The organism is Kitasatospora sp. NPDC091335 (assembly GCF_044757205.1).
GTDB lineage: Bacteria > Actinomycetota > Actinomycetes > Streptomycetales > Streptomycetaceae > Kitasatospora.
This window is the reverse complement of the sequence record NZ_JBIVUM010000006.1, coordinates 1-26212: the sequence shown is the minus strand read 5'-3', so window position 1 is coordinate 26212 and position 26212 is coordinate 1. Positions and strand designations below refer to the sequence as shown.

General features: G+C 74.9%; 22 protein-coding genes and 1 pseudogene. 15 read left to right on the top strand and 8 right to left on the bottom strand.

Translation table 11 applies throughout. The annotated features are described in order from the left end of the window. Positions 1-3: 3 nt before the first annotated feature. On the bottom strand, positions 4-774 hold the full coding sequence (locus tag ACIQOW_RS15770; protein ID WP_401084583.1) for a hypothetical protein: 771 nt from the start codon (positions 772-774) through the stop codon (positions 4-6). Further along, positions 771-1688 carry an ATP-binding cassette domain-containing protein gene (locus ACIQOW_RS15765; protein WP_401084580.1) on the bottom strand — a complete coding sequence of 306 codons (918 nt, stop codon included), beginning with the start codon at positions 1686-1688 and terminating at the stop codon, positions 771-773. Before ACIQOW_RS15765 ends, ACIQOW_RS15770 begins: the two co-directional genes overlap by 4 nt. 200 nt (positions 1689-1888) lie before the next feature. On the opposite strand from ACIQOW_RS15765, the gene ACIQOW_RS15760 reads away from it, so the two are divergent. Both ACIQOW_RS15760 and ACIQOW_RS15755 read left to right on the top strand, forming a co-directional pair. After that, positions 1889-3172: a sensor histidine kinase gene (locus ACIQOW_RS15760; RefSeq protein ID WP_401084578.1), complete on the top strand. Its 1284-nt coding sequence runs from the start codon at positions 1889-1891 to the stop codon at positions 3170-3172. Positions 3173-3216: 44 nt separating this feature from the next. Then, on the top strand, positions 3217-3876 hold the full coding sequence (locus ACIQOW_RS15755; protein WP_188300735.1) for a response regulator transcription factor: 660 nt from the start codon (positions 3217-3219) through the stop codon (positions 3874-3876). A 163-nt stretch (positions 3877-4039) separates the two neighbouring features. On the opposite strand, the gene ACIQOW_RS15750 is transcribed toward ACIQOW_RS15755, so the two are convergent. The 3 genes from ACIQOW_RS15750 to modA form a co-directional block, all read right to left on the bottom strand. Then, a complete protein-coding gene (locus ACIQOW_RS15750; protein WP_401084575.1) occupies positions 4040-5116 on the bottom strand; it encodes an ABC transporter ATP-binding protein in 1077 nt (358 codons plus the stop codon). A 91-nt stretch (positions 5117-5207) separates the two neighbouring features. Further along, complete coding sequence (locus ACIQOW_RS15745) at positions 5208-6029, bottom strand: ABC transporter permease (protein WP_401085278.1); 822 nt, start codon at positions 6027-6029, stop codon at positions 5208-5210. A gap of 92 nt (positions 6030-6121) precedes the next feature. Next, positions 6122-6973, bottom strand: a complete 852-nt coding sequence (gene modA, locus ACIQOW_RS15740) for a molybdate ABC transporter substrate-binding protein (protein ID WP_401084573.1) — start codon at positions 6971-6973, stop codon at positions 6122-6124. Between the two features lie 311 nt (positions 6974-7284). On the opposite strand from modA, the pseudogene ACIQOW_RS15735 reads away from it, so the two are divergent. The 7 genes and pseudogenes from ACIQOW_RS15735 to ACIQOW_RS15705 form a co-directional block, all read left to right on the top strand. Further along, positions 7285-7437, top strand: a pseudogene (locus ACIQOW_RS15735) (RNA ligase (ATP)); the annotation flags it as partial. A 119-nt stretch (positions 7438-7556) separates the two neighbouring features. Further along, positions 7557-8969 (top strand): cytochrome P450, encoded by a 1413-nt coding sequence (locus ACIQOW_RS15730; RefSeq protein ID WP_401084570.1) that lies wholly within the window; start codon positions 7557-7559, stop codon positions 8967-8969. Positions 8970-9340: 371 nt separating this feature from the next. Further along, positions 9341-10240, top strand: a complete 900-nt coding sequence (locus ACIQOW_RS15725) for an MHYT domain-containing protein (protein WP_401084568.1) — start codon at positions 9341-9343, stop codon at positions 10238-10240. A gap of 126 nt (positions 10241-10366) precedes the next feature. Continuing rightward, the gene (locus ACIQOW_RS15720; RefSeq protein ID WP_401084565.1) at positions 10367-13312 is read left to right on the top strand and encodes a nitrate- and nitrite sensing domain-containing protein; all 2946 of its coding nucleotides are present in this window, start codon (positions 10367-10369) and stop codon (positions 13310-13312) included. Continuing rightward, on the top strand, positions 13309-13719 hold the full coding sequence (locus ACIQOW_RS15715) for a roadblock/LC7 domain-containing protein (protein WP_188300661.1): 411 nt from the start codon (positions 13309-13311) through the stop codon (positions 13717-13719). Before ACIQOW_RS15720 ends, ACIQOW_RS15715 begins: the two co-directional genes overlap by 4 nt. Positions 13720-13862: 143 nt before the next feature. Next, positions 13863-14204 (top strand): DUF742 domain-containing protein, encoded by a 342-nt coding sequence (locus ACIQOW_RS15710; RefSeq protein WP_401085276.1) that lies wholly within the window; start codon positions 13863-13865, stop codon positions 14202-14204. Positions 14205-14337: 133 nt separating this feature from the next. Continuing rightward, the gene (locus ACIQOW_RS15705) at positions 14338-14910 is read left to right on the top strand and encodes a GTP-binding protein (RefSeq protein WP_401085273.1); all 573 of its coding nucleotides are present in this window, start codon (positions 14338-14340) and stop codon (positions 14908-14910) included. Positions 14911-15172: 262 nt separating this feature from the next. Here the strand turns inward: ACIQOW_RS15705 and ACIQOW_RS15700 are convergent, their stop codons facing one another. After that, positions 15173-15544: a hypothetical protein gene (locus tag ACIQOW_RS15700; protein ID WP_401084562.1), complete on the bottom strand. Its 372-nt coding sequence runs from the start codon at positions 15542-15544 to the stop codon at positions 15173-15175. Between the two features lie 236 nt (positions 15545-15780). On the opposite strand from ACIQOW_RS15700, the gene ACIQOW_RS15695 reads away from it, so the two are divergent. Both ACIQOW_RS15695 and ACIQOW_RS15690 read left to right on the top strand, forming a co-directional pair. After that, positions 15781-16500, top strand: a complete 720-nt coding sequence (locus tag ACIQOW_RS15695) for an RNA polymerase sigma factor (RefSeq protein ID WP_401084559.1) — start codon at positions 15781-15783, stop codon at positions 16498-16500. Between the two features lie 45 nt (positions 16501-16545). After that, positions 16546-17586 carry a hypothetical protein gene (locus ACIQOW_RS15690; RefSeq protein ID WP_401084556.1) on the top strand — a complete coding sequence of 347 codons (1041 nt, stop codon included), beginning with the start codon at positions 16546-16548 and terminating at the stop codon, positions 17584-17586. A 180-nt stretch (positions 17587-17766) separates the two neighbouring features. Here ACIQOW_RS15690 and ACIQOW_RS15685 read toward each other — a convergent pair whose 3' ends face one another. Then, positions 17767-19179 (bottom strand): cation:dicarboxylate symporter family transporter, encoded by a 1413-nt coding sequence (locus tag ACIQOW_RS15685; protein ID WP_401084553.1) that lies wholly within the window; start codon positions 19177-19179, stop codon positions 17767-17769. Positions 19180-19376: 197 nt separating this feature from the next. Between ACIQOW_RS15685 and ACIQOW_RS15680 the strand changes: the two genes are divergently transcribed. From ACIQOW_RS15680 to ACIQOW_RS15665, 4 genes are all read left to right on the top strand, one after another. Further along, positions 19377-21164 (top strand): ATP-binding protein, encoded by a 1788-nt coding sequence (locus ACIQOW_RS15680; protein ID WP_401084551.1) that lies wholly within the window; start codon positions 19377-19379, stop codon positions 21162-21164. Beyond that, positions 21161-21904: a response regulator gene (locus ACIQOW_RS15675; RefSeq protein WP_401084548.1), complete on the top strand. Its 744-nt coding sequence runs from the start codon at positions 21161-21163 to the stop codon at positions 21902-21904. Before ACIQOW_RS15680 ends, ACIQOW_RS15675 begins: the two co-directional genes overlap by 4 nt. Before the next feature lie 186 nt (positions 21905-22090). After that, positions 22091-23515, top strand: coding sequence for a diaminobutyrate--2-oxoglutarate transaminase (locus ACIQOW_RS15670; RefSeq protein WP_401084546.1), 1425 nt, complete (start codon positions 22091-22093; stop codon positions 23513-23515). Then, the gene (locus tag ACIQOW_RS15665) at positions 23512-25026 is read left to right on the top strand and encodes a pyridoxal phosphate-dependent decarboxylase family protein (RefSeq protein WP_401084543.1); all 1515 of its coding nucleotides are present in this window, start codon (positions 23512-23514) and stop codon (positions 25024-25026) included. Before ACIQOW_RS15670 ends, ACIQOW_RS15665 begins: the two co-directional genes overlap by 4 nt. Positions 25027-25080: 54 nt before the next feature. On the opposite strand, the gene ACIQOW_RS15660 is transcribed toward ACIQOW_RS15665, so the two are convergent. Continuing rightward, positions 25081-25878, bottom strand: coding sequence for an inositol monophosphatase family protein (locus tag ACIQOW_RS15660; RefSeq protein WP_401085270.1), 798 nt, complete (start codon positions 25876-25878; stop codon positions 25081-25083). Positions 25879-26212 lie beyond the last annotated feature (334 nt).

The window sequence follows — 26212 nt, the reverse complement described above, 5'->3', positions numbered from 1 at the left end:
TGGTCACTTGGTACGTCGCAGGGCGCGCAGGCCGCCCAAGACCGCCAGGGTGGTCCAGAGCGCCATGATCAGCAGCCCGGTCCAGTGGCCGTAGGCCACCTGCGGGTCGTCCGTGTACCGCAGCGCGTACTGTCCGGCCCGGTCGGGCAGGAACTGGACCACCCGGTGCACCCCGGGCACGCCGCCGAGCAGCGGGGAGAGCAGGAAGAGGGACGGGACCAGCAGGCCCATGGCGGCGGTGAGGTTGCCCAGCAGGGCGGTTGTCCCGAGGCAGAACACCACCAGCAGCGTCTGGTAGAGCACTCCGGCGACGGCCGCGCGGACGAAGGCGGGCCCGTCCCAGTCGGCGGGGACGGTGGCGGCGTACCCGGCGAAGGCGCCCGCCGTGCCGACGGTGCCGACCGCCAGCCCGACCAGCGCGCCGAGCGTCAGCTTGGCGCCGTAGAGCCGGCCGCGTCGCGGGACGGCGGTGAGCGAAATGTCCAGCATGCGGGTGTTGAGCTCCTGGCCGATCAGCAGGATGCCGAAGCAGATCAGCGCCGCCTGGCCGAAGTTGAGTCCGTAGAAGATCCCGGCACCGGGGTCGTCGGTGATGCTGTGGTCCTTGCCGCCGAGGGAGGCACCGATGGCGGTGGTGGCGCCGGCGGTGAGCGCCAGGGCGAGCAGCGGGGTGATCCAGAGCGAGCGGAGCGTGGTGAGCTTGATCCCCTCGGCGCGCAGGGCGTTGCGGGCCGGGCTCGGGGAGAGCGGCGCGGCAGTGGGCGGCGCGTTCACGGGGCGGCCTCCGCCCGGTACTCGACGCTGTCGGCGGTCATCCGCATGAACGCCTCCTCCAGGGAGTCCTGTTGCACGGCGATCTCGTACAGCACCACGCCGTTGGCGGCGGCGAGCGCGGCGATCCGCTCGGGTTCGGCGCCGCTCACCTCCCAGGCGCCGTCGCCGACTTCGGTGGCGTCGAGGCCGTGGCCGGTGTCGCCGAGCAGGGCGGCGAGCTTGGCCGGGGCGACGGCGCGGACCCTGATCCTGGTGCGGCCGTGACGGTCGATGAACTCGGAGGTGGTGGCGTCGGCGAGCAGCCTTCCGCGCCCGATCACCACCAAGTGGTCGGCGGTGAGGGCCATTTCGGTCATCAGGTGAGAGGAGACCAGCACCGCCCTGCCCTCCGCGGCCAGGTCGCGCAGCAGGGTGCGGATCCAGCGGATGCCTTCCGGGTCCAGACCGTTCACCGGTTCGTCGAGCAGCAGCACCGGCGGGTCGCCGAGCAGTGCGGCGGCGACTCCCAGGCGCTGGCGCATGCCGAGGGAGAAGCCCCGGACCCGCCGCCCGGCGGCGTCGGCCAGACCGACCTGGCCGAGCACTTCGTCGACCCGGCGGGCCGGCAGCCCGTTGCTCGCGGCGAGCCAGCGCAGGTGGCCGTGCGCGGTCCGGCCGCCGTGCAGGGCCTGGGCGTCCAGCAGTGCTCCGACCGTCCGCAGCGGATCGGGGAGTTCGACGTACGGTCGGCCACCGATCAGGGCGTGTCCGGCGGTCGGCCGGTCGAGGCCGAGGGCAAGGCGCATGGTGGTGCTCTTGCCGGCGCCGTTCGGGCCGAGGAAGCCGGTCACCACGCCGGGCCGGACCCCGAACGTCAGGTCGTCGACGACGCGCCGGCCGTCGTACTCCTTGGTCAGGCCCCGGATCTCGATCACGGCCCGCTCCCTTCGTTCCCGTCGTCGTTGGTCTCCGCCGGTGCCGGCTGTGGTGGGCCCCGGCGGTGGCTCCATTCGACCGGAGCGGGCCGGTGCGGCGGATCCCGCCGGCGCGGGGAGCCCTCTCCCTCCTGGGAGGGAGGCCGTGGGCGGACCGGCGCGGGAGCCGGAAGACGGGGGCGGCCTGGCAGGATGGCCCGATGCCCACGATCGCAGCGCTGAAGAGCGCGGTGTCCGGAACCGCCGCGCCGGGAAGCAGGGCTCCCGGGATCGTCGCGCCGTTGACGGCCGGCGCCACCTACGCACGACTGCTGCACCTGCTGGTCGGATGGATCTTCGCGGGCATCGTGCTGATGGTCTATCCGGGGACGGGGGACAAGGGCCTCGGCGAGATCCTGATGAAGAGCATCGCGCTGGACACCGTGCTGCTCGCACTCGCCGCGCTCATCCCGGCGGCACGGCGAGCCGAAGGCGTGCAGGCCCGTCTGCTGCTGGTGCCCGACCGTGAGGAGGACATCGCCACCGAGCCCTCCCGCACCTGGGCCGACCGGAGGCGCACGGCCGGCTGGGTGATCGGCCGGGTCGCGCTCGGTTCGGCGGTCGGCTTCGCGCTGGTCTTCGCGCTCACCGCCGGCTACCAGGGGCTGACCGGTCCGCGGGCGCTCTGGTACCTCCCGCTCTCCCCGCTGATGGCGCTCGGCTCCGGCTGGTTCCTGGTGTACGCGGGCCGCCTCCAACTCGCCATGGCCGTAAGGCTGCTGGGGCCGTCCCCGGCCGAGCGGCTGGCCGAGGCGGAGCTGCGGGCCGAACGCCTGCTGGAGCGCAACCGGCTGGCCCGCGAGCTGCACGACTCGATCGGCCACGCCCTGACGGTGACGGTCCTCCAAGCGGGAGCCGCGCGGGAGGTCGGGGATCCGGCCTTCGTCGCCAAGGCGCTCGAAGTCATCGAGGAGACCGGCCGGCGGGCCATGGACGACCTCGAACGCACCCTCGTCCTGCTGCGCGAGACCCCGGCCGGGGCGAACGGGGTGGCCACCGAGCAGCCCGGGATCGACCAGCTGCCCGCACTGTTCGACACCGCCCGGGCGGCCGGCAGTCCGGTGGACGCGCGGGTCGAGGTGCCGCCCGGCACACTGCCGGGGGTGCTCTCCCGGGAGTCGTACCGGATCGTCCAGGAGGGCGTCACCAACGCGCTCAAGTACGCCCCCGGCGAACCGGTCGACATCCGGATCGCCGTCCGCGACGGTCTGTTGGAGCTGAGCTGCGCCAACCGGCTGCCCGGCGTGGGACGTTCGGCGGACGGGACGGCGCGGGCCTCCGTCGGTGGGGCGGGCAGAGGCGCAACGCGCAAGGGCGGCAAGGGATTGCGCGGCATCCGCGAGCGCGCCACCCTGCTCGGTGGGGAGGCGACGGCGGGGACGTCGGAGGACGGGAGCGGGCAGTGGGTCCTGACCGTCCGGCTGCCCCTACGCTTGGGCACGTGACGAACGATCTTGTGAGGGAAGGTCCGGCCGCAGCCACCGCCGGGATGACGGACATCCTCCTCGCCGACGACGAGGAGCTGATCCGGGCCGGTCTGCGAGCCGTTCTGGAGGCGCAGGGGGACCTGCGGGTGGTCGGCGAGGCGGCCGACGGCGCGGAAGCGGTCGCCCTGGCCCGCGCGCTGCGTCCGCAGGTGGTGCTGATGGACGTCCGGATGCCGGTGCTGGACGGCCTGGCGGCCACCCGCGAACTGCTGCGCCCCGGCGCACCGGGGGAGCGCCCGCCGCGGATCCTGGTCGTGACCACCTTCGAGAACGACGACTACGTGTACCAGGCGCTGCGCGCGGGCGCCGACGGCTTCCTGCTCAAGCGCACCCGTCCGGCCGAGATCGCGCAGGCGGTACGGCTGGTGGCGGCGGGTGAGTCGCTGCTGTTCCCGGCCGCGATCCGCCGGCTGGCCGCCGGGCACGGCAACCCGGGTGCCCGGGCGGCGATGGAGCGGGCGGCACTGACCGAGCGCGAGGCGGAGGTGCTGCGGCTGGTCGCGCGCGGCCTCAGCAACGGGGAGATCGCCGAGCAGCTGTTCGTCGGCGTGCAGACGGTGAAGACGCACGTCAGCAGCGTGTTGGCGAAGCTGGGCGCACGGGACCGCACCCAGGCGGTGATCGCGGCGTACGAGTCGGGGTTCGTCGAGCCGGCGGAGTGACCGGCGCCCGGCCGGGCACCGGGAGGCCTTCCGGGGTGCCCTTGTCGTGGGGAGGCCAGGTCAGGGGACGGGCGGGTCAAGTGGTGGCCGGATCAGCGGACGGCCGGGTCAAGGGGCAGGCGGGTCAGGGGACGGCCGGCCGGGTCAGGGACGGGCGGGGCCGTCAGGCCGGGTAGGCGTGGGTCTGGGCGGCCTTGACCGAGGCCCAGACCGGGACGCCCGGAGCCAGCTCCAGCTCCGCGACGGCGGCCGGGGTGAGGTCGGCGGCCATCGGCAGCTCGCCGGCGAGTTCGGCGCGGACCTGGTCGCCGTGCAGGTCCAGCCCGGTGACCTCGGCCTGCCACAGGTTGCGCGCGCTGGTCAGCGGGCGCTCCCGGTACAGCGTCACAGCGGAGGGCGGGAAGGCGACGAAGGCCGGACCGTCCAGTTCCTCGGTGGTGGCGAGGATCGTGCCGTCCGGGAGCGTGACCCGGCTGCCGTCGGCCCGCCCCTGGTAGAGGTTCAGCCCGACCAGCCGGGCGATGTAGTCGGTGCGCGGGCGCCGGGCGACCTCCGCCGGGCTGCCGGACTGCACCTCCTGCCCGTCCTCGATCACCACCAGCCGGTCGGCCAGCACCATCGCGTCCAGCGGGTCGTGCGTCACCAGCACCGCCACCGCCTCGAACTCGGCGAGGTGGCGCCGAAGTTGGGCCCGTACGTCGAGCCGGGTGCGGGCGTCCAGGGCGGCCAGCGGCTCGTCCAGCAGGAGCAGCCGGGGGCGTACGGCGAGGGCGCGGGCGAGTGCCACCCGCTGGGCCTGACCGCCGGAGAGCCGGCCGGGACGGACCGTCGCGTGGTCGGCCAGGCCCATCAGTTCCAGCCAGCCGGCCGCCTCGGCCCGTGCCTCGCGCTTGGGACGGCCCTGGCAGCGCGGGCCGAAGGCGACGTTGTCGAGCGCGCTGAGGTGCGGGAACAGCAGGTAGTCCTGGAACACCACGCCGACCGGCCGCTCCTCGGCGGGGGTGTGCACGCGCCGTGCCGGGTCCTCCAGGAGGCGGCCGTCCAGGCGCAGGTGGCCGCCGGTGAGCTGGAGCAGTCCGGCGAGGGCGCGCAGGGCAGTGGACTTGCCGGCGCCATTGGGGCCGAGCAGTGCGACCACCTCGCCGGGGGCGGCGGTGAGGGCGAGGTCCAGGGCGAACGCGGCGCGTTCGACCCGCAGGCGGGCGTCCAGGGCGGGGCCGGGGAGGCGTTCGGTGCTCATCGGGGCGGCGTCCAGGTGTCCGGGGGTGTGTCCGAGGCGGTGTCAGCGGCGGTCTCAGAGGTGGAGGCCGAGGCGGCGGGTGCGGGCGCGGTCACGGCGTCGACAGCCAGCGGTCGCGCAGGCCGGCCAGGACGGCGACGGAGACCACCAGCAGCACCAGTGACAGCGCGATCGCCGCCTGCGGGTCGGACTCCATGGCCAGGTAGACGGCCAGCGGCATGGTCTGGGTGCGGCCGGGGAAGTTGCCCGCGAAGGTGATCGTCGCGCCGAACTCGCCGAGCGCCCTGGCCCAGGCCAGGACGGCTCCGGCGGCGATCCCCGGGGCGATCAGCGGCAGGGTGACCCGCCGGAACGCGGTCAGCCGGGAGGCGCCCAGGGTCGCGGCGGCCTCCTCGTAGCGGGGATCGGCGGCCCGCAGCGCCCCCTCGACGCTGATCACCAGGAAGGGCATCGCCACGAACGCCTCGGCGATCACGACCCCGGTGGTGGTGAACGGCAGGGTGATGCCGAAGGCCGAGTCCAGCCAGGAGCCGACGATGCCGCGCCGCCCGAGCACCAGCAGAAGCGCCACACCGCCGACCACCGGTGGCAGCACCAGCGGCAGGGTGACCAGCGCCCGGATCACCCGCCGGCCGGGCAGCTCGGTGCGGGCGAGCAGCCAGGCCAGCGGGACGCCGAGGACCAGCGCGACCGCGGTCGCCGCGGTCGCGCTGATCAGCGACAGACGCAGCGCGTCCCAGACGGCGGTGCTGGTGAGTTGCTCGGACAGGCTGCTCCAGGGCGCCCGGATCAGCAGACCGACCAGGGGCAGGACCAGGAACGCCAGTCCGAGCAGCGCCGGGAGCAGCAGCGTGACCGGGACGCGGTGCGGGCGGCGGCCGCGCGGGCGGATGCCCGGGCGGTGGCGCGGCAGGGACTTCGCGGGTCCTGTCCCGCCGCCCTCGGCGGCGCCGGTCCTGAGGTCCCGGCCGGGGCGGTTCTCTCCGGGGCCGGTGCTGCGGTCGCTCACGGCGCCTGGAAGCCCGCCGCGGTCAGCACCTGCTTGGCTTCGGGCGACTGGACGTACGAGACGAAGGCGGCGGCGCCGTCCTTGTTGGGTGCCTTGGCGAGCGCGGCGATCGGGTAGTCGTTCACGGCCTTGTCGGCCTCGGGGAAGTCCACACCGTCGATCTTCGCAGCATCGGCCCGCACGTCGGTCCGGTACACCAGTGAGGCGTCGACCTCGCCCAGTTCGACCTTGGTGAGCGCGCCCTTGACGTCCTGCTCCAGGGTGACCGGGGTGAGGTCGACGCCGGCGGCCTTGAGCGCGGTCTGGGCGGCGGCGCCGCACGGCACCTCCTTCGCGCACAGGGCGACCTTGACGCCGGAGGCGGTGAGGTCCTTGAGGCCGGAGATGTGCTTGGGGTTGCCCTTGGGGACGGCGATGGTGAGCGCGTTCCTGACGAAGGTCGTCGGCTGCCCGGCGGCGCCGCCCGCGTCCGTCACGGTCTTCATGGTGGCGGGGCTGGCGGCGGCGAAAACGTCCGCCGGGGCACCGGAGTTGATGCTGGTGGCGAGGCCGGAGCTGCCGCCGAAGTTGAAGGTGACCTTGGAGCCCGGGTTGGCGGCCTCGAACTTCTTGCCGAGGTCGGTGAAGGTCTCCTTGAGGGAGGCGGCGGCGAAGACGGTGACGGTCCCCGAGGCCTTGGGGACGCCGCCGCTGCCGGCCGCGGAGGAGGCGGCGGAGCCGTCCGAGGAGGCCGTGGCACCGGAGGACTTGCCGCCGTCGCTGCCGCAGGCGGTGACCCCGAGGCCGAGAGCGAGGACCGCCGCGACGGCGACGGTGAGCCTGCGGGTGGTGGTCGTACGGGTGCTCATCGGGGCTTCCCCTCCCGGGTACGCGCCGGATGAGGCGCGAGGGACTGGTCGCAGGTGCGGCCATGACGGCGATCATAGTGCCGCAAATACGAGCGATACATCCCCTGTCGGTTCGCATGGGCGGGGACCGACGCCGGCCTCCGTGCCGCTGCGGGACGGCTCAGGCAGCTCAAGCGGGCCTGGTGGTCGTGGCGGCCTTGGTGGACGTGGCGGGGCGGGCCCGTGGGGCGATGGCGGCGGGCCGCCCGGGCGGCGCGTGCCGTTCGGTTCGGTTCGGTTCGAGGATCGTCCCGGGGTTCGCCCGGAGCGAGGAGGCCTTCTCCGGACGTGAACCGCGCCTGCGCGAAGGCGTGGTGGTGCGGCCGCTCGCCGAGCGCTGGAGCCCCGCGCTCGGGGGGCGTGCGATCGCCGAGGTGGTCGGCGACGCTTACCCGACCCGCAAGGGGGGCACCGAATACGAGTGAGGCGGGGCCGGAGCCGGCCGGGCGGGTCGGTTCGGCCGGGCGGGTCCGGGCTCGGCTCCGTCCGGTGCCGACTGCCCGTCGGCGGCGTCGACGGGCACATCCCCGCGCAAGGAGTGCCGATGGCCACCGAAGCAGTCCCCGTTCCCGTTCCCGCGGGCGTCCCGGTGCCCGCACCCACCTCCGCCATACCCGTCCCGGCCGGGATCCCGCTGCTCGGATCGCTGTTCGACCTCACCCGCCGCCCGCTGCGCAGCTACCTCGCGGCCCGCCGCGACCACGGCGACGTGGTGCACTTCCAGGCCGGGCTGCCCGGGCTGCGGGCCGACTTCTACGGGGTGTTCTCGCCGGAGGGTGTCCACCAGGTGCTGGCCGGCGAGGCGGCCAACTTCCGCAAGGAGGACGCCTTCTACGACGAGCTGCGGACCAACGTCGGCAACGGCCTGCTGACCAGCCAGGACGCGGAATACCAGCGCCAGCGCCGGCTGGTCCAGCCGCTGTTCACCCGGCGCAGGGTGGACGGCTACGCGGACGCGATCGCCCGGGAGGCGCAGTCGCTCGCCGAGCGCTGGCGGGCGGTGCCCGGCGGGGTGGTGGACGCGGCGGAGGAGACGTCCAGGTTCGCGCTGCGGACGGTCGCGCGCGTCCTCTTCGGCACCGACGTGGAGGAGGCGGTGGCGGTGGTGCACCGAAGCTTCCCGGTGCTCGGCGAGTACGTGAAGGAGCGTGGCTACGCGCCGATACGGCTCCCGCGCACCTGGCCGACCCCGTCCAACCGGCGCGGTGCGGAGGCCCGGCGGGCGCTGTACGAGGTCTGCGACCGGATCATCGCCGAACGGGCCGCACGTGACGGTGGCGACGAGGCCGCGGACGACCTGCTGACCCTGCTCGGGCGGGCCCGCGACGAGCACGGCGACCGGCTGGACCCGGACGAACTCCGCGACCAGGTCCTGGTGTTCCTGCTCGCGGGACACGAGACCACGGCCACCGCGCTGGCCTTCGCGCTGCACCTGCTGGCCAAGCACCCCGAGCAGCGGAGGCTCGCCAGGGAGGAGGCGCGGACCGTCCTGGCCGGGCGGGTGCCCACGGCGGCGGACCTGGACGCGCTGCCGTACATCACCCGGGTGCTGAAGGAGGCGATGCGGCTCTACCCGGCGGCGGCGCTGGGCGGGCGGCGGGCGGTCGCGGAGACCGTCATCGGCGGGTACGTGATCCCGGCGGGGGCGCAGGTCGTGGTCGCGCCGCTGGTCACCCACCGGCACCCGGACCACTGGGCGGACCCGGAGCGCTTCGACCCCGACCGCTTCCTGCCGGAGGCGGAGAAGGCCAGGCACCGCTACGCCTGGTTCCCGTTCGGCGGCGGGCCGCGGGCCTGCATCGGGCAGCACTTCTCGATGCTGGAGGCGGTGCTGGCGCTGGGGGTGCTGCTGCGGGACTTCGAGATCGAGGCGGTCGACCAGCGGGTGGCGCTCGCCCAGGGGATCACGCTGCGGGCGGCGAGCCCGATGCGGATCCGGGTGACGGCGGGCGGCTGACAGTCGGCGGCTGACGGCTGACGGCGGACTGCTGACTGCTGAGAGCGGACAGAGTTCAGCGGACGGATGACAGATTTCAGATTCTGTTATCTGTCCGCTGTTATCTGTCGGCTGTCATTTGTTCGCCGGTGCGCCGCCGTCCATCGCCCACTGGGCACAGGACCGGGACATTCGAACACAACGCCCTCGCTCTGCGGGCAGCTTTTCAGATCTTTCTTTGGCCGATTCCGGCCCCTCGGTAGCGTCCCACGCACCCCAGGCCGGAAGCGCACATGCGGTTGGCATATGCCCTTCGTATGCAGTCCGCCCGGTGAGGGGAGCCCGGGCGCATCGCGTACCGCCCCGGGCCCGACCGGTCGACCGGAGGTCCCATGGGCACCCTCAACCATCTCAGCCTGGGCTGGCTGACCCCCGTCCTCTCGTACCTGATGGCCTGCGCCGGAGCCGCCCTCGGGCTGCGCTGCACGCTGCGCGCCATGGCCGCGAGCGGCCCGGCCCGGCGGAACTGGCTGATCACGGCCGCCGCCGCGATCGGCTCCGGCATCTGGACCATGCACTTCGTGGCCATGTTCGGCTTCACCGTCGACGGCACCGAGCTGCGCTACACCGTCCCGCTGACCGTCCTCAGCCTCGCGGTCGCCGTCCTGGTCACCGGACTCGGCCTGACCGTGGTCTGCCACGGCCGGCACCGCGGCCTCTCCCTGCTGTCCGGCGGAGTCACCACCGGCCTCGGCGTGGCCGCGATGCACTACCTGGGGATGGCCGCCGTACGGATGCACGGGGGCCTGCACTACGACGCAGGGACGGTCGCGCTGTCCGTGCTGGTCGCGGTCGGTGCCGCCACCGCCGCGCTCTGGGCCGCCGTCACCATCCGCAACGTGTACGCGGCCGCGGCCGCCGCGATGGCCATGGGCCTCGCCGTCAGCTGCATGCACTACACCGGCATGGCCGCCGTGCACGTCCGGCTGGACCCGACCAGGGCGGGGCTCGACGGGGCCAGCCCGATGGAGTTCGTCTTCCCGCTCGCCGTCGGCCTCGGCTCGTTCCTCTTCCTCGCCTCGGCCTTCGTGGCGCTCTCGCCGACCGCCCAGGAGCGGGCCGGCTACCGGGAGGCGGGCGAGCCGGTCGTCGAGGAGTTCTCCGCCGAGGCCCCGGGCGCCGATCCGGCCCGCCCCGAGCGCACCCCGACCGAGGCCGAGGCCGGGCACCGCGAGGCCGGGCACCGCGGGGTCGGGCGCCAGGACACCGGGCGGCGCGACCGCGCGGCTTGAGCACCGCCTCCCGGCGCACGCTCCCGCGCCCGCAACCGCGTTCCCGTCCCCGCGTTCCTCCCCCGCCCCGCGTCCTCACCCCCGCGTTTCCGTCGACGCCCTCCCGCTCGAAAGGCTCCTCAGCTCATGCGAGAAGACCGCGGCACCGCCCCCGGTGCCCGCCGGGGTGCCCATGCCGGGCCGCCTGCCCGTCCGCCGCGCCCAGGACCGTGGCTGCGCGGGCTGCGCCCCCGGACCGTCCGCGCCCGGATCATCGCCCTGCTGATGGTCCCGGTCGTCTCCGTCATCGCCCTGTGGGGGTTCGCCACCGTCACCACCGCCCAGGGCGTCTGGGACCTGCTGCGCCAGCGCGACGCCCAGCGCACGGTGCTCACGCCGGTCGCGGAGACGGTCGCCGGGCTGCAAGCCGAACGCACCGCCGCCGGTCAGCTGCTGGCCGCCCCGGCGGCCGCCCCCACCGCCGCCCGGGAGAGCACCCTGCGCGAGGCGGCGACGGCCACCGACCGGGCGTTCACCCCGCTGTTCCCGGACGCCCGCCACCCCGGCCAGGGTTACAACCGTGCGGACGCCCAGGGCCTGGGCGGTGACGCGGCCACCCGGCTGGACGCCCTCGGCAGCTCGCTCGCCGCCCTGCCCGTGCTGCGGAGCCGGGTCCTGGCCAGGAGCGTCGGCTGGCCCGAGGCGTACGCCGCGTACGGCGAGGCGGTGGACCGGGCGCTCGCCGCCGCCGGCGCCGTGGCACCGTTCCAGGAGCGGCAGATGGCCGCCGACGCGCGGGTGCTGCTGGAGCCGGCCCGGTCCAGGGAACTGCTCGCCCGTGAGGACGCGCTGCTGCGCTCCGCCCAGCTGTCCGGTGCGCTCGGTGACGACCAGCTGCGGGAGTTCTCCGGCGCGGCCTTCGCCCGGCGCGCGTTCGAGCTGGGCTCCGCCGCCGACCTGCGCCCCGCCGAGCGGGAGGCGCTGCTCGCCGTCACCGGTGGCCAGGACCACCGCGAGCTGGCCGGGTACGAGGACAGGGTCCGGGCGGCCGCCGACGGCCGGGCCGCCGTCGCGGCGGTGCCGGCGGACCGCTGGGCGATGGTCGCGGGCAACGTGGCCGGTGCCCTGAGGGCCGTCGAGGACCAGGCTGGACGAATCGCCGCCGAGCGCCAGGACCCTTACCCCCTGGGCCTGTTCACCCCGTCCGGGATGGCCGTGCTGCTGGGGCTGGCCGGGGTGATCGCCTCGCTGGTGATCTCGGTGCAGATCGGGCGCGGTCTGGTCACCGAGCTGATCGGCCTGCGGAACTCGGCACTTGAGCTGGCCGGGCGCAAACTCCCGGCGACCATGCGGAAGTTGCGCGCGGGGGAGGAGGTGGACATCGAGGTCGAGGTGCCCCGGCCGGTGGAGCGGGGCGACGAGATCGGCCAGGTGCACCGGGCGCTCGGCACTGTCCAGCGGGCGGCCGTCACGGCGGCGGTCGAACGGGCCGAGGTGCTCTCCGGGGTCTCCGGGGTGTTCGTCAACCTCGCGCGCCGCAGCCAGGTCCTGGTGCACCGCCAGCTCACCCTGCTGGACGCGATGGAACGCCGCACCGAGGACCCGTCCGAGCTGGCGGACCTGTTCCGCCTCGACCACCTCACCACCCGGATGCGCCGCCACGCCGAGGGCCTGATCATCCTCTCCGGGGCCGCCCCCGGCCGGGGCTGGCGCCGGCCCGTCCCGCTGGTGGACGTGGTGCGCGCGGCCGTCTCGGAGGTCGAGGAGTACGCCCGGGTCGAGGTGCATCCGCTGCCGCGCGCCGCCGTGGCCGGCCACGCCGTCGCGGACCTCACCCACCTGGTGGCCGAACTGGTCGAGAACGCCACCGGCTTCTCCCCGCCGCACACCCGGGTGCACATCCGGGGTGAGCGGGTCGGCAACGGCTTCGCGTTGGAGATCGAGGACCGTGGCCTCGGCATGGGCCCTGAGGTCCTGGCCTCGGCCAACCGCCGGATCGCCGCCGCCGAGCAGAGCGACCTCTTCGACAGCGACCGGCTCGGCCTGTTCGTGGTCAGCCGGCTCGCCCGGCGGCAGGACGTCAAGGTCTCCCTGGTGACCTCCGCGTACGGAGGCACCACCGCCGTCGTCCTGCTGCCCACCACGCTGCTGGCCGAGGAGATGGCGGAGGTGGGGACGGAGGACGAGCGGTACGGCTTCGAACCGGTGGGGCCAGTGGCGACTTCGGGCGGCAGGGCGCTCGGGTCGGGATCGGCGGTCGGGGCGGGGCCGGTGGATCCGGTGGTCGGCGGGTGGGCTCAGCAGGGCGCTCCGGAACGGGAGTTCGCGCCGGAGCCCGGCCGGGTGGACGACCCGACGGGCGGTGCGAGGGACGACCGGAGCGGCGATCCGACCGGCGATCCGACGGGTGTCCCGGTCGGCGGCCCGTGGCACCGGGAGCCCCCGCGGGGCGGGGGGAACGACGGGCTTCCGGCAGCGGGTGGGCCGCCGTCGGAGGGCGGGGCGCTGCTGGCGTTCGGCGTCCGGGGCGCCGACCCCGGACCGTTGCGCCGCACCCCCTTCCGGGCCTCAGGGCCCCGGGTGGCCGGTCCGGCTGCGGACGAGGGTGCGGACGAGGGTGCGGGTGCGGAAACCCGTCCGCAGGCCGGGCCGCCGCATCCGTACGGTGCGGAGCCGAGCCGTACGGGACCGTGCCCTGAGCCGGAATCCGGACCGCCCTCGGGCGGTCACCGGGTCGACCAGGGCCCCGAGGAGTTGCCGCGCCGGACCCGCCAGGCGAGCCTCGCGCCGCAGCTGCGCGAGGCTCCGACCCGCCCGGCCCCGTACGGCCGTCGCACGGCCGCCGCCTCCGCCGCGCCCTCCGCCTCCGATGTCGCCGCCGAGTCCGGCTCCGGTGACGGCTACCGCGACGGCTGCGGGCCCGCGGGCCGCAGTCCCGAGGCGGCCCGGGCGGCGATGGCGGCCTTCCAGAACGGGTGGGCGCGCGGCCTGTCCCCGGAGGGTCGGCGGGACGGGCAGCCCGCCGACCCTCCGCAGTCGCCGCGGTCGCGCCACCCCCGACCCTCGTCCCGACCCGAAGGAGACCGTCCGTGATCGCCACCACCCACCGCGCGGGGGAGCTGAACTGGCTCCTCGACGAGCTGGTCCAGCGCGCCCCCGAACTCCGCTTCGCCGTCATGCTCTCCGCCGACGGCCTGGCCATGGGCACCTCGGCGGGCCTGGCGCGCGAGGACGGCGAGCACCTGGCCGCCATCGCCTCCGGCTTCCACAGCCTCGCCAAGGGCGCCGGTCGGCACTTCGGTGCGGGCGAAGTCCGCCAGACCATGGTCGAGTTGGAGGGCGGCTACCTGCTGGTCGCGGCGGCCGGGGAGGGCACCTGCCTCGCCGTGTTCGCCACCGCCCGGGCCGACCTCGGTCTGGTCGCCTACGAGATGGCCAGACTGGTCCGCCGGGTCGGGGAGCACCTGAGCGCCCCGCCGCGGGCGGTGGGCGGCCGGTGAGTCCGGTGCCCCACCCGCACCGGGGGCGACATCCGGAGCATCCGAGGGCCGAACCCGACGGTCACCCCCGCAACCCGCTGGCCGCGGCCCACCGGGCCCGCTGGTACGACGAGGAGGCCGGGCCGCTGGTCCGTCCGTACGCGATGACCCGGGGGCGTACCGGCACCGGGGAGCAGCAGTTCGACCTGATCGCTCTGGTGATCACCGAGCCGCCCGACCCGGCGTTCGGTCCGGCGTTCGGTCCGGCAGCGCCCGAGCCGCCGGTCGGCCCGGAGCAGGCGCGGATCCTCGCGCTGTGCCGGGCCACTCCGTTGTCCGTGGCCGAGCTGGCCGCCGACCTCGACCTTCCGGTGGGCGTCGTGCGGGTGCTGCTCGGTGACCTGCTGACGGCCGGGCTCATCCGGGTCCGCCGTCCCGTTCCGCCCGCCCTGCTCCCCGACGAGCGCATCCTCCAGGAGGTCATCCGTGGACTCCGTGCACTCTGACCACCCGTCCGACTCGTCCGACTCGTCCGAGCGGTTCGATCCGACCGACCGGTTCGGCCCGTCCGGTCCGTCCGATCCGCGCCGCCGGCCGGATCCGTTCGACCTCGCGGGGCCCGAGGACCCCGACGGCACCGTGCTCGCGCTCAAGATCCTGGTGGCGGGCGGCTTCGGAGTCGGCAAGACGACGCTGGTGGGCGCGGTCAGCGAGATCCGCCCGCTGCGCACCGAGGAGCGGCTGACCGAGGCCGGGCGCGGGGTGGACGACCTGGACGAAGTGGAGCGCAAGTCCACCACCACGGTGGCGATGGACTTCGGCCGGATCACCATCCGAGACGGCCTGGCGGTCTACCTGTTCGGCACCCCGGGGCAGGACCGGTTCTGGTTCCTCTGGGACGAGCTGGCCCAGGGGGCGCTCGGTGCGGTGGTGCTCGCGGACACCCGCCGGCTGACCGACTGCTTTCCGGCCGTCGACTTCTTCGAGCACCGGGGCATTCCGTTCGTGGTCGCGGTGAACCGGTTCGCCGGAACGAGGGACTTCGGCCCGGAGGAGGTCGCCCGCGCGCTGGACCTGGACGCCGGCACTCCCGTGCTCCTGTGCGACGCGCGTCGGCGGGCCTCGGGCAAGGAGGTGCTGATCAAGCTGGTCGAGCACGCGGGCCGGGTGCACGCCGCCCGGCTGCTTGCGGAGGTCTCGTCGGTGGGCTGAGTCGGCGGGCGGAGGCGGCAGGCGGAGGCGGCAGGCGGAGGTGGCGGACGGAGTTCAGCCGACAGGTTTCAGATGACAGATAACAGATGACAGATTTCGAAATCTGTCATCTGTTATCTGTCGGCCGTTCGCCCGTCACCAGCCGCCCGTCACCCGCCGGTCCGGCCTGCCCGAGGCTTCGGTCGGGCTTCGGTCGGGCTTCGGTCGGGGGCCGGTCCGGTCCGGCTGGGTCCGGTCGGGCTTCGGCCGAGGGATCGATGGCTCAGCTGTGCCACTGGAAGACGATCTTCGTCCAGCTGGACCCGGGGCACTTGCCCCAGACCGCCCAGGCCTCCGGTCGTGCGCCGATCCACAGGCCGGTGGTGTGCGAGCCGTCGGCACAGTAGGTGACGGTGCGCAGGCGGCCGGAGTAGACGTTGCAGTATCCCTCCCAGCGCCAGCCGTAGTTGCCGGTGATGACGCAGCGGTAGGCGTCGGCCGTGATGGTGTTCGAGGGTTCGATGGACCCGGGCGTGACGGTCCGGTGCCGGACCGTCGCCGCGGCGGCCGGCAGGGCGGTGGCCCCGAGCACGCCGAGGGCGGCCGCGGCGGCCAGTCCGAACGTGGTGATCTTCCTGGCGATGCAACCTCGCATGGTGGTTCTCCTTGCCGAGGGTTCTCGTCGAGCGGCGCGTCCGGGCCGCCGGGGCGTCCGCGCGGAGGTGAAGTCCGGCCTCCCGTACCGCTGGTGACGTGTTGCGTACGATTGACTGCGCACGGTGAGACGACGAACTATGATGTGACCTGTGTCACAACTCGTCCGGTCAGGTCACATCCCTTGCGGCCAGGCCAGACCGGGCGTTCGGGGTGCCGATTTCCGGGGAGAGCGGCATGGCGGATTGCAGTGGTCGGAGTGCGGGCGGCGGACGGGGAAAGGACTTCGGTCCGAGCGGGAACGGCGACCAGGAGGCCGAATTCAACCGGGTGTTCACGGATCTGCTGCCCAGGCTTCAGCAGGCGGCGGCCTCACTGGCCGGCAGTCCGCTCGCCGCCGGGGACGTCGTCCATGACGCGTACCTCCGGATCGCCCGTCGGCCGGAGCGCTTCCTCGGCCATCCGCAGCCGTACGCCTACGCGTTCACCACGATGGTGAACATCCTGCGCGACCAGTGGCGCAGGGAGCGGCGCCGGGTGCCGATGCCGGAGATTCCGGAAGTGGCCGACGCCGCCGCGCGGGACCGGGGGGCGTTCGACCCCCCGACCGGCGGGATGGTCGAGTTGCAGGCGCGCTGGGAGGTGCTGCGGCTGCTGGGTTTCCTGACCGACAAGCAGGCCCGCGTGGTGGTGCTGGTCGACCTCGACGGCTACAGCGTCGACGAGGCGGCCGAACTGCTCGGGCTGCACCGCAGCACGCTGGCCGTCACCCGGCGCCGCGCCCACGGCCGGCTGCGCGCCGTCCTCCAGCGGGAACGCGAGCGCGACTGCGAACGCGAGCGCGGACGCGAGGGGGAGCACGGCCACGAACGGGGGTGCGAGCGGGGCGACCGGGCTCGGCGGCGGAGCCCCGGGCGCGGCATCGGGTGCGACCGCCGCTCCGACGCACCGAGCTGACGGCAAGTCAGCTGATGCGCCGCCCGGGCCCGTACGCTGCGAATCGTGATCACGTACGAGGACGGCCGCCTGCGTGCCCTGGCCGAGGACGGCCGCTGGCCCGAACTGCTCGCCGCCTACCGGCAGGGCCGGGCGGCAGCCGTGGCGGAGGCGGGGGAGGAGGCCGCCGCCGCCCTGACCGCGCCGCTCGGGCATCTGATCGCCTACGCGGCGCCGCCCGAGCTTGCCGTCCGGCTGTTCGACCGGGACGGCGGCGCGGGGACGGCCGCCGGGGTGGCCGACCACGACGCCGGTCCGCTCTGGGAGGTGCTGGCGACCCGGCACTCCTGGCTGCGGCTGGCCCCGCTGCTCGGCCCGGCTCCGGTGCGACGGCTGGTCGCGCACACCAGGGCGCTGCTCGGCGAGGACCTCGGGTACGGGGCCGAGCCCGACCCGGAGGGAGTGCCGCTGCGGCTGGAGCCGTGGGAGGCGGCCGGCTGGGACGAGGCGGCCAGGGTGCGTGAGTACCTGCCCGGCGGGGGTGCGCGGAGCGCGCTGCTGACCCTGCCGGCCAGCCGGGAGGGTCTGGGCGAGGTGGAGCTGCCGCCCTTGGCGGGGCAGCCGGGAGACAGGCCGGACGGGCCGCGGGTCGCCCGGGCGCTGGCCGGACTGGGCGCGCTGGCGCCGTGGGCGCAGACGGTGTGTGTCCGGGGCCGGGCTCCGGCGGCCGCGGCCCTGCTGGCCCGCGACCGCAGGGTGGTCGGCGGGTACCTGCCGTTCGCGCTCGCCTATCCGGCGCTGGTGCGCGCCGCCGCGGTGGGACGGGCGCAGGGCTGTGCGCACGGGAGGCTGGGCCTGTGGCGGGCACTGGCCGCGATGGCCGGCGCGGCCGGGTCGCACGGAGTGGACGGCCGGGGCGCACCGGGCGGTCAGGGCGAGGCGGACGCGGTGGACACGGCCGACCGGGGCGAGGTGAACGCCCTCGTCGCCCGGATGCGCTGTTTCACCTGGCAGGAGCCGTCGGCCGGGCTGCACCATCTGCACGTCGCACTGGAGGACCCGGTCGGCGGGGTGGCCTGGGCGGTCAGCGGCTCGCAGGAGCTGTGACGGGCCTCGGCCGCGCGGGCCGGCCGACCGAGGGCCGGCCAAACGAGGGCCGACCGGGGGTTGACCGGCCGGGGGCCGAAGGAAGCCGAGCGGGAAAAGCAAGGACCCCCGATCCGGCGCCGTTACCGGGGGTTGGTTGGGAGGCGCCGGATCGGGGGAGTTCGGGGGTCGCTGCCGGGCTCAGACTCCGGCGGGGGCGGCGCCCTGGGCGGGAACGGTCCCAGGGGAGTCGGCAGAGGGGGCGTCCGGCGCGGCGGGGCCGGTGGGCGTGCCGTGGGTGCCGACCAGCGTCCGCTCGTCGAAGGGCAGTCCGCCGGCCAGCACCTGCCGGGCACGTTCGGCGTCGAGCTCGCCGGTCCAGTGCCCGATCAGTACGGTCGCGACGGCGTTGCCCGCGAAGTTGGTGAGCGCGCGGGCCTCCGACATGAAGCGGTCGATGCCGACGATCAGGCCGACCCCGTCCACCAGCGCGGGCTTGTGCGACTGGAGACCGCCCGCGAGGGTGGCCAGCCCGGCGCCGGTGACCCCGGCCGCGCCCTTGCTCGCGATCACCATGAAGACCAGCAGGGAGAGCTGCTCGCCGACCGACATCGGCTTGTCCATCGCCTCGGAGATGAAGATCGAGGACATGGTCAGGTAGATCGCGGTGCCGTCCAGGTTGAAGCTGTAGCCGGTCGGCACGGTGATGCCGACGACCGGGCGGCTGACGCCCAGGTGCTCCATCTTGGCGATCAGGCGGGGCAGCGCGCTCTCGGAGGAGGAGGTGGAGAGGATCAGCAGGAACTCGCGGCCGAGGTACTTCAGCAGCGCGAACACGTTGACCCCGGCGACCAGGCGCAGCAGCGTGCCCAGCACCAGGACCACGAACAGCGCGCAGGTCACGTAGAAGCCGACCATGATGACGGCCAGGCTCTTCAGCGCGGCGGTGCCGGTGGCCCCGACCACGGCGGCCATCGCCCCGAAGGCGCCGACCGGTGCGACCCACATGATCATCGACATGATCCGGAAGACCAGCCGCTGCACGTGCTCGATCCCGCGCAGCACGGGCGCGCCGGCCCGGCCCATCGCCTGGAGCGCGAAACCGGTGAACAGGGCGACCAGCAGGGTCTGGAGCACCTTGCCCTGGGTGAGGGCGGAGAACAGGGTCTCGGGGATCATCCCGAGCAGGAAGTCGGTGGTCGACTGGGCGCCGCCGGCCGCCGCCTGGGCGTGACCGGACTTGGCGAGCGCGGCGGTCAGGTGCAGGCCGCCGCCGGGCTCCAGCAGGTTGCCGACCACCATGCCGATGGCCAGTGCGACGGTCGACATGACGAGGAAGTAGCCGATGGCGAGGCCGCCGACCTTGCCGACCTTCGCGGCCTTGGTCACCGAACCGATGCCCAGGACGATGGTGCAGAAGATCACCGGGCTGATCATCATCTTGATCAGGTTGACGAAGCCCGTGCCGACCGGCTTCAGCTCCACGGCGAAACCGGGGGCGGCCAGACCGACCACCACACCCGCGACCACCGCTGCGATCACGGCGAGGTAGAGGTAGTGGGTGCGGTCCTTGCGTCTGGGTCCCGCCGCCGTGGCGGCTCCGTCGATCGACATCTGCGGCTCCCTTGCCGTGCAGTCCTGGCGGCCCCGGGGGATGGGCCGCTCCGACTATGGGCTCCCCGGGTGACGGAGGTCACGTTTGCGTTCATAGAGTTCATGAACGGCACGGGTGGCCCGGGCGGCGGGCCCGCGAACGGTGTGGGTCGGACTGGCCCCGGGGACAACCGGGGCCGTGGTGCAGACTGGCAGGCATGTCCGAGCGCACCGCCCCCACCGACCCGCGCCGCGGCTCGTACCGGCCGAAGGGCCGTGGGCCCCGGCGGCCGGTCCGCAGCCTGGCCGGGCAGTTGTTCGTCGTCCAGGTGGTGATCGTCGCCGCGGTCGTCGCGGGCGGCGCGGTGCTCGCGTACCTGTTCGCCGCCGACCGTACCGAGGACGCGGCCCGCCGCCAGGTCACCGCGGTCGCCCACGCCGTCGCGGACTCGCCGTCCGTGCGGACCGCCGTCACCGGTCCGGATCCGACCGCGCTGCTCCAGCCGTACGTCGAGCAGGTGCGGGCCGACACCGGGGTCTCCTTCATCACGGTCATGGACACCGGCGGCGTGCGCTGGACCCACCCGCTGCCCGACCAGATCGGCAGGGCCTACCTCGGGCACATCGACCGGGCGCTCGCCGGGCAGACCCACGCGGAGACGTACACGGGCACGCTGGGCCCGTCCGTGCGGGTGGTCACCCCGGTGTGGGACGACCGGCACCGGGTGGTCGCGCTGGTCAGCGCGGGCCTCACGGTGGAGTCGATATCCGCGCAGCTGAGCGGTCCGCTGCTGGCTCTGGTCGGGGTGGCGGTGGCCGCGCTCGCGGTCGGCGGCGTCGGCACCTACCTCGCCAACTCCCGGCTGCGGCGGCACACCCACGGGATGGGGCCGGACGAGCTGAGCCACCTCTACGAGTATCACCAGGCCACCCTGCACGCGGTGCGCGAGGGGCTGGTCCTGCTGGACCGCGCGCACCGGGTGGTGCTGTGCAACGACGCCGCCCGTGAACTGCTCGGCCTGGCAGGCGACCTGGACGGCCGGTCGGTGGCGGAGCTGGGTCTGCCGGAGGCGCTGGTGGCGGCCGTCCTGAGGGAGGAGCCGGTCCGGGACGAGGTGCACCTCACCGTCGAACGGGTCGTGGTGCTCAACACCTCCCCGATCGGCACCGGCACCGGCGCCGGTCTCGGCCGGGTGGTCACCCTCCGGGACCACACCGAACTCCAGGCCCTGAGCGGAGAGTTGGATTCGGTGCGCGGCTTCACCGAGGCGCTCGGCGCGCAGGCGCACGAGGCCGCGAACCGGTTGCACGCGGTGGTCTCGCTGATCGAACTCGGCCGCCACGAAGAGGCGGTGGAGTTCGCCACCGCGGAGCTGGAGCTCGCCCAGCAGCTCACCGACCGGGTGGTCGCGGCGGTGTCCGAGCCGGTGCTCGCCGCGCTGCTGCTCGGCAAGGCGGCCCAAGCCGCCGAACGGGGCGTGGAGTTGGCCCTCACCGAGGACAGCCGGATCGATGACGGGGTGCTGCCGCCGGGGCTCTCCGCACGGGACCTGATCACCGTGCTGGGCAACCTGATCGACAACGCCGTGGACGCCGCCATCGCGGGGGCGGCGGAGAGCCCCGATCCGCCGGAGGTCACCGTCACGGCGCGGATCGCCCGTGGCCGGGAGTGCGGTGGCGACGCGGCGGGCACGGCGGGGGACTGCCTGCTGCTGCGGGTCGCCGACACCGGTGCGGGGATCGCCCCCGGCGCGGTCGAGGACGTGTTCCGGCGCGGCTGGAGCACCAAGCAGGACGGCCGGGGGCACGGGCTCGGGCTGGCGCTGGTCGCCCAGACCGCCCGGCGCAACGGTGGCACCGTCACGGTCGGGCGGGAGCGCGGGGCGGTGCTCACGGTGCGGCTGCCGCTGGCCGTCCGTCCGTCCGGGCCCGCCGGCAGCCCGGGGGATCCCGCCGGGCGGCCGGACGGGTCCACCGGCCGGGATCGGGAAGGGGCCCTCGCGTGAACGACGCCGCCGCCACTGCCGACAGGGCCGCCGGGGCCGGCGCGGAGATCTCCGTCCTGGTGGTCGAGGACGACCCGGTGGCCGCCGCCGCGCACACCCTCTACGTCCGGCGCGAGCCCGGCTTCCGCGCCGCGGGGACGGTCCACAGCTGCGCCGACGCGCTGCGCTTCCTGGACCGGGCCCGCGCCGCCGGGACGCCCGTCGACCTCACCCTGCTCGACCTCTACCTGCCGGACGGCCACGGGCTCCAGCTCTGCCGGACGCTGCGCGCGGCCGGCCACAGCACCGACGTCATCGCGGTGACCTCGGCCCGCGACCTCGCCATGGTCCGGCAGGCGGTCTCGGCCGGCGTCGTGCAGTACCTGCTGAAACCGTTCAGCGCGGCCGCCCTGCACGACCGCCTGGAGCGCTACGCCCGCTACCGCGACAGCCTCGGGCGCACCGGCGAGGCGACCGGGCAGGACGAGGTCGACCAGGCGTTCGCCCTGCTCCGCACGCCGGAGCGCACCACGCTGCCCAAGGGGCTGTGCGCGCCCACCCTGGACACCGTCGCCTCGGTGCTGCGGGAGGCGGCCGGCGGGCTGTCGGCGGCGGCCGCGGGCACCGCCGCCGGGGTCTCGCGGATCACCGCGCGGCGCTACCTGGAGCACCTGGTGGAGACCGGGTGCGCGGTGCGGGAGCCGCAGTACGGGAACGTCGGGCGGCCGGAGCTCTGCTACCGGTGGAGGGGCAGGGCCTGAGGGCGGAGGGCGGCGGCCGTCGGGGCCCGACCGTTCCGGGTCCCGAGCCGTGACCTTTCCCCGCGGCGCTCGTTGGAGGAACGGGGGGAGGTTCACTCGCTCGGGTGGTTCTGAGTGCCCCGCAGGCATTCCGGCAGGTCATGAGCAGTAAAGTTAGGCTAACCTAACTTCCCCTGGGGGTTTCTCGTGTCACCCGCTGCCGTACCCGTCCAGGCCGCCTCCGGAGCCCCGGCCGCCGGCGAGGCCATCCTGCGCCGTCAGCGCGTCCGCGAGTCCGCCGCCAGGACGTACGCCCGTTCCTTCCCGATCGTCCCGGTCCGCGCCCACGGCATGACCGTCGAGGGCGCCGACGGGCGGCGCTACCTGGACTGCCTCTCCGGAGCCGGCACGCTCGCCCTCGGCCACAACCACCCGGTGGTGCTGGAGGCGATCCGCCGCACCCTCGACAGCGGCGCCCCGCTGCACCTGCTCGACCTCGCCACCGCGGAGAAGGACGACTTCACCAGCGCGCTGTTCGAGAGCCTGCCCGCGGAGTTCGCCGCCCGCGCCCGGGTGCACTTCTGCGGACCGGCCGGGACGGACGCCGTCGAGGCCGCGCTCAAGCTGATGCAGACCGCCACCGGCCGCTCCGGCGCGCTCGCCTTCACCGGCGCCTACCACGGCATGACCGCCGGCGCCCTCGCCCTCACCGGCAACGTCGCCGTCAAGGAGCCGCTGCCGAGCGGCGGCGAAGTCGTCCGGCTGCCCTACCCGTACGGCTACCGCTGCCCGTTCGGAGTCGGCGGCGCGGCGGGCGCCGACCTCGCCGCGACCTACGTGGAGCGGCTGCTGGACGACCCCTCGGGCGGCGTGGTGGCGCCCGCCGCGATGATCCTGGAGGCCGTCCAGGGCGAGGGCGGCGTCGTCCCCGCCCCCGACGACTGGCTGCGCGCGATGCGCCGGATCACCGCCGAGCGCGGCATCCCGCTGATCGTGGACGAGGTGCAGACCGGAGTCGGCCGCACCGGCGCGATGTGGGCCGTCGAGCACAGCGGCATCGTCCCGGACGCGATGGTCCTCTCCAAGGCCATCGGCGGCAGCCTGCCGCTGGCGGTCGTCGTCTACCGCGAGGACTACGACGGCTGGCGGCCCGGCGCCCACACCGGCACCTTCCGCGGCAACACCCTCGCGATGGCCGCCGGAGCCGCGACGCTGCGCCACGTCGCGGCGAACGGACTGGTCGAGCGCGCCGCCGTGGTCGGCGAGCGGATGGCGGCCAGGCTGCGCGACCTCGCGGCCGAGCTGCCCGCGATCGGCGACGTGCGCGGGCGCGGGCTGATGCTCGGGGTCGAACTGGTCGACCCGGCGGCCGAACCCGACGCGTGCGGCGCCCGGCCTGCGGACCCGGCGTTCGCGGTACGGGTCCGGGAGGCGTGCCTGGCGCGGGGGCTGATCGTCGAACTCGGCGGCCGCCACGACGCGGTGCTCCGGCTGCTCCCGCCGCTCACCATCACGGACGAGCAGGTGGCCGCGGTGCTGGAGCGCCTGGCGGAGGCGATCGCGGCGGCCTCGGCGATCCCCCCTGGGGGTGCGGCTTCGGTGGGTGCGCCGGCGGGGCGGAGGCACCGGTGAGCGGGCCCGGCTCCGGCCCCGTCGGGCTCCCCGGGGACGGCGTCGCGACGGACGCCCTGGCGGGCGGCGCCGCCGGGCCCGGTGCGCTCGCACCGCTGCTGGCCACCGTCCTCGACGCCCTGGAGACGGGCACCGCCATGCGGTCGGGACCGCTGCCCGCGGGCAGCCCGGCCGAGATCGCCGCCCTGGTCGACGAAGCGCTCGCCACCAGCGAGGGCCCCGGCGCACTCGGCAGACTCACCGAACTCCTCGCCTACGGTGCCGCCGACCCCGCCGACCCGGCCTGCGCCGCACACCTGCACTGCCCGCCACTCGCCGTCGCCGCCGCGGCCGACCTCGCGGTCAGCGCCCTCAACCCCTCCCAGGACTCCTGGGACCAGGCCCCCGCCGCCACCGCCCTGGAGAGCGCGCTGCTCGCCGAGATCGCCGGACTGGTCGGCTACGACCCGGAGCGCTCAGCGGGCGTCCTCACCTCCGGCGGCACCGAGTCCAACCTGATGGGGCTCATGCTGGCGCGCGACCAGAAGCTCGACGGCATCGTGGAGTTGGACGGCATCCCGGCCGGTGTCCGGCCGTGCATCATCGCCTCCGAGGCCGCGCACTTCTCCGTCCAGCGCTCCGCGGCCCTGCTCGGCCTCGGCGAGCGGGCCGTCATCCCCGTCCCGGTCGACCGCGGGCTGCGGATGCGGGAGGACGAGCTGGAGCGGGCGATGGCCGAGGCCTGCTGGGCCGGAAGGACCCCGATCGCGGTGGTCGCCACCGCCGGCACCACCGACACCGGAGCCATCGACCCGCTGACCGCCGCCGCCGACCTGGCCGGACGCTACGGCGCCTGGCTGCACGTGGACGCCGCGTACGGCGGCGGGGCGCTGCTCTCCGACCGGCTCGCCCCGTTGCTCGACGGCATCGCCCGCGCCGACTCGGTCTCCCTGGACTGGCACAAGCTCGGCTGGCAGCCGGCCGCCGCAGGGATCTTCCTGGTGCGCCGCGCCGAGACGTACGTCTCGCTCGCCCGCCGCGCCGAGTACCTCAACCCGGTCGACGACGAGCAGGCCGGCTACCCCAGCCTCCTGGGCCGCTCGCTGCGCACCACCCGGCGTGCCGACGCCTTCAAGCTCGCCGTCACCCTGCGCACCCTCGGCCGGGACGGGCTCGGCCGGCTGGTCGACAGCTGCCACGACCTCGCCCGGGCGGCCGCCGACGCCGTCCGCGCCGATCCGGCACTCGAACTCCACACCGAGCCCGTGCTCACCGCCGTCCTCTTCCGCTACCGGCCGGCGGGTGTGACGGACGAGGCGGCGCTGGACGAGCTGAACGGCCGGCTGCGCCGGCTGCTGCTGCGCACCGGGCGGGTGGTGGTCGGCCGCACCGAACTCCCGGGTGACGGCCCCGGCCGGGTCCGGCTGAAGCTCACGCTGCTGAACCCGCACACGACCGCGGGGGAGGTCGGCGCGCTGCTGCGGGAGGTGGTGGGCGCCGGTCGCAAGGTGGCGGGTGAGCGGGCGGGGTAGCAGTGGGCGGAGCGGCGAAGGGGTGACGGGCGGCGCGGCGGCGCCGGGGCCGGGTCAGTCGCTCAGGAGGAGCGACCGGGTGAGCTCCCAGGTGTCGGGGTCGGCGGCGACCAGCAGACCGTCCTCGCAGCCGGGGGCCTCCGGGCGGTAGGGGGTGCCGTCCGGGCGGGCGGAGACGCCGCCGGACTCGGTGACCAGGAGGGAGCCGGGGGCATGGTCCCAGGGCAGGGTGCGCCAGTAGAGGATGAAGTCGGAGCGGCCCTCGACGACGTCCGGGTACTCGATCCCGGCGGCGTGCCGGCCGGGGGAGATCTCGCCGAAGGCCGCGATGTTGTCCTGGAGCCGGCGGCGGTGCTCGGCGTCGAGGTAGCGGCTCTTCACCGAGCCGCGCAGCTTCGCGAGGTCCCTGGGCGCGGGCGGGCGGGTCAGGCGCACGCCGTCGCGCCAGGCGCCCGAGCCCAGTTCGGCGCAGTAGGTGGTGGCGGTGGCGGGCTGCCAGATCCAGGCGGCGACGGTCCGGCCGGAGCGGACCAGGGAGCACATCACGGCGTACTCGGGACGGCCGGCCACGAAGTTGGCGGTGCCGTCGACCGGGTCGACCAGCCAGGCGGCGGGCTCGTTGTGGAGGGCCAGGGCGAGCGACGGGTCGGCGGAGACCGCCTCCTCGCCGACCACCGGTACGGGCAGCAGCTCGTGCAGCCGGCGGGCGATGATCGCCTCGGCCTCGCGGTCGGCGACTGTCACGACCTCGCCGGGCGCCTTCTCCATCACCTCGCCCGCGGCCAGCGCCCGGAAGCGCGGCTCCACCGCCTGGGCCGACGCCTCGGCGAGTATCTCCGCCACCTTGTCCATCAGCACGTTCGCGCTCCCTTCGCTGCCTACCACTCTCCCACGAGCGGGGGAAGGGGGCGGCGGCGGCCGGGGGTGGTGGACGGTGGGTGTACGGGCGGCGGCGGGTGGTCGACGGTGGGTGGCGACCGGCAACCGGCGGACCGGCGGGGCGGTGTGTGGTCGTGTGTGGTCGCCGGGTGATACGAGGCGTTGTAAGGTGAGCCTCACCTTAATCGATCATGCAGAATCGATCACGGGAGTGATGCTCCTATGGGCTGTCAAGCGGCGGTGAGCCAGTCGCGGTAGGCGTTGGCGAGGTCGTCGTCTCGGCGGATTCCGCGTTCGAGGGTGGAGA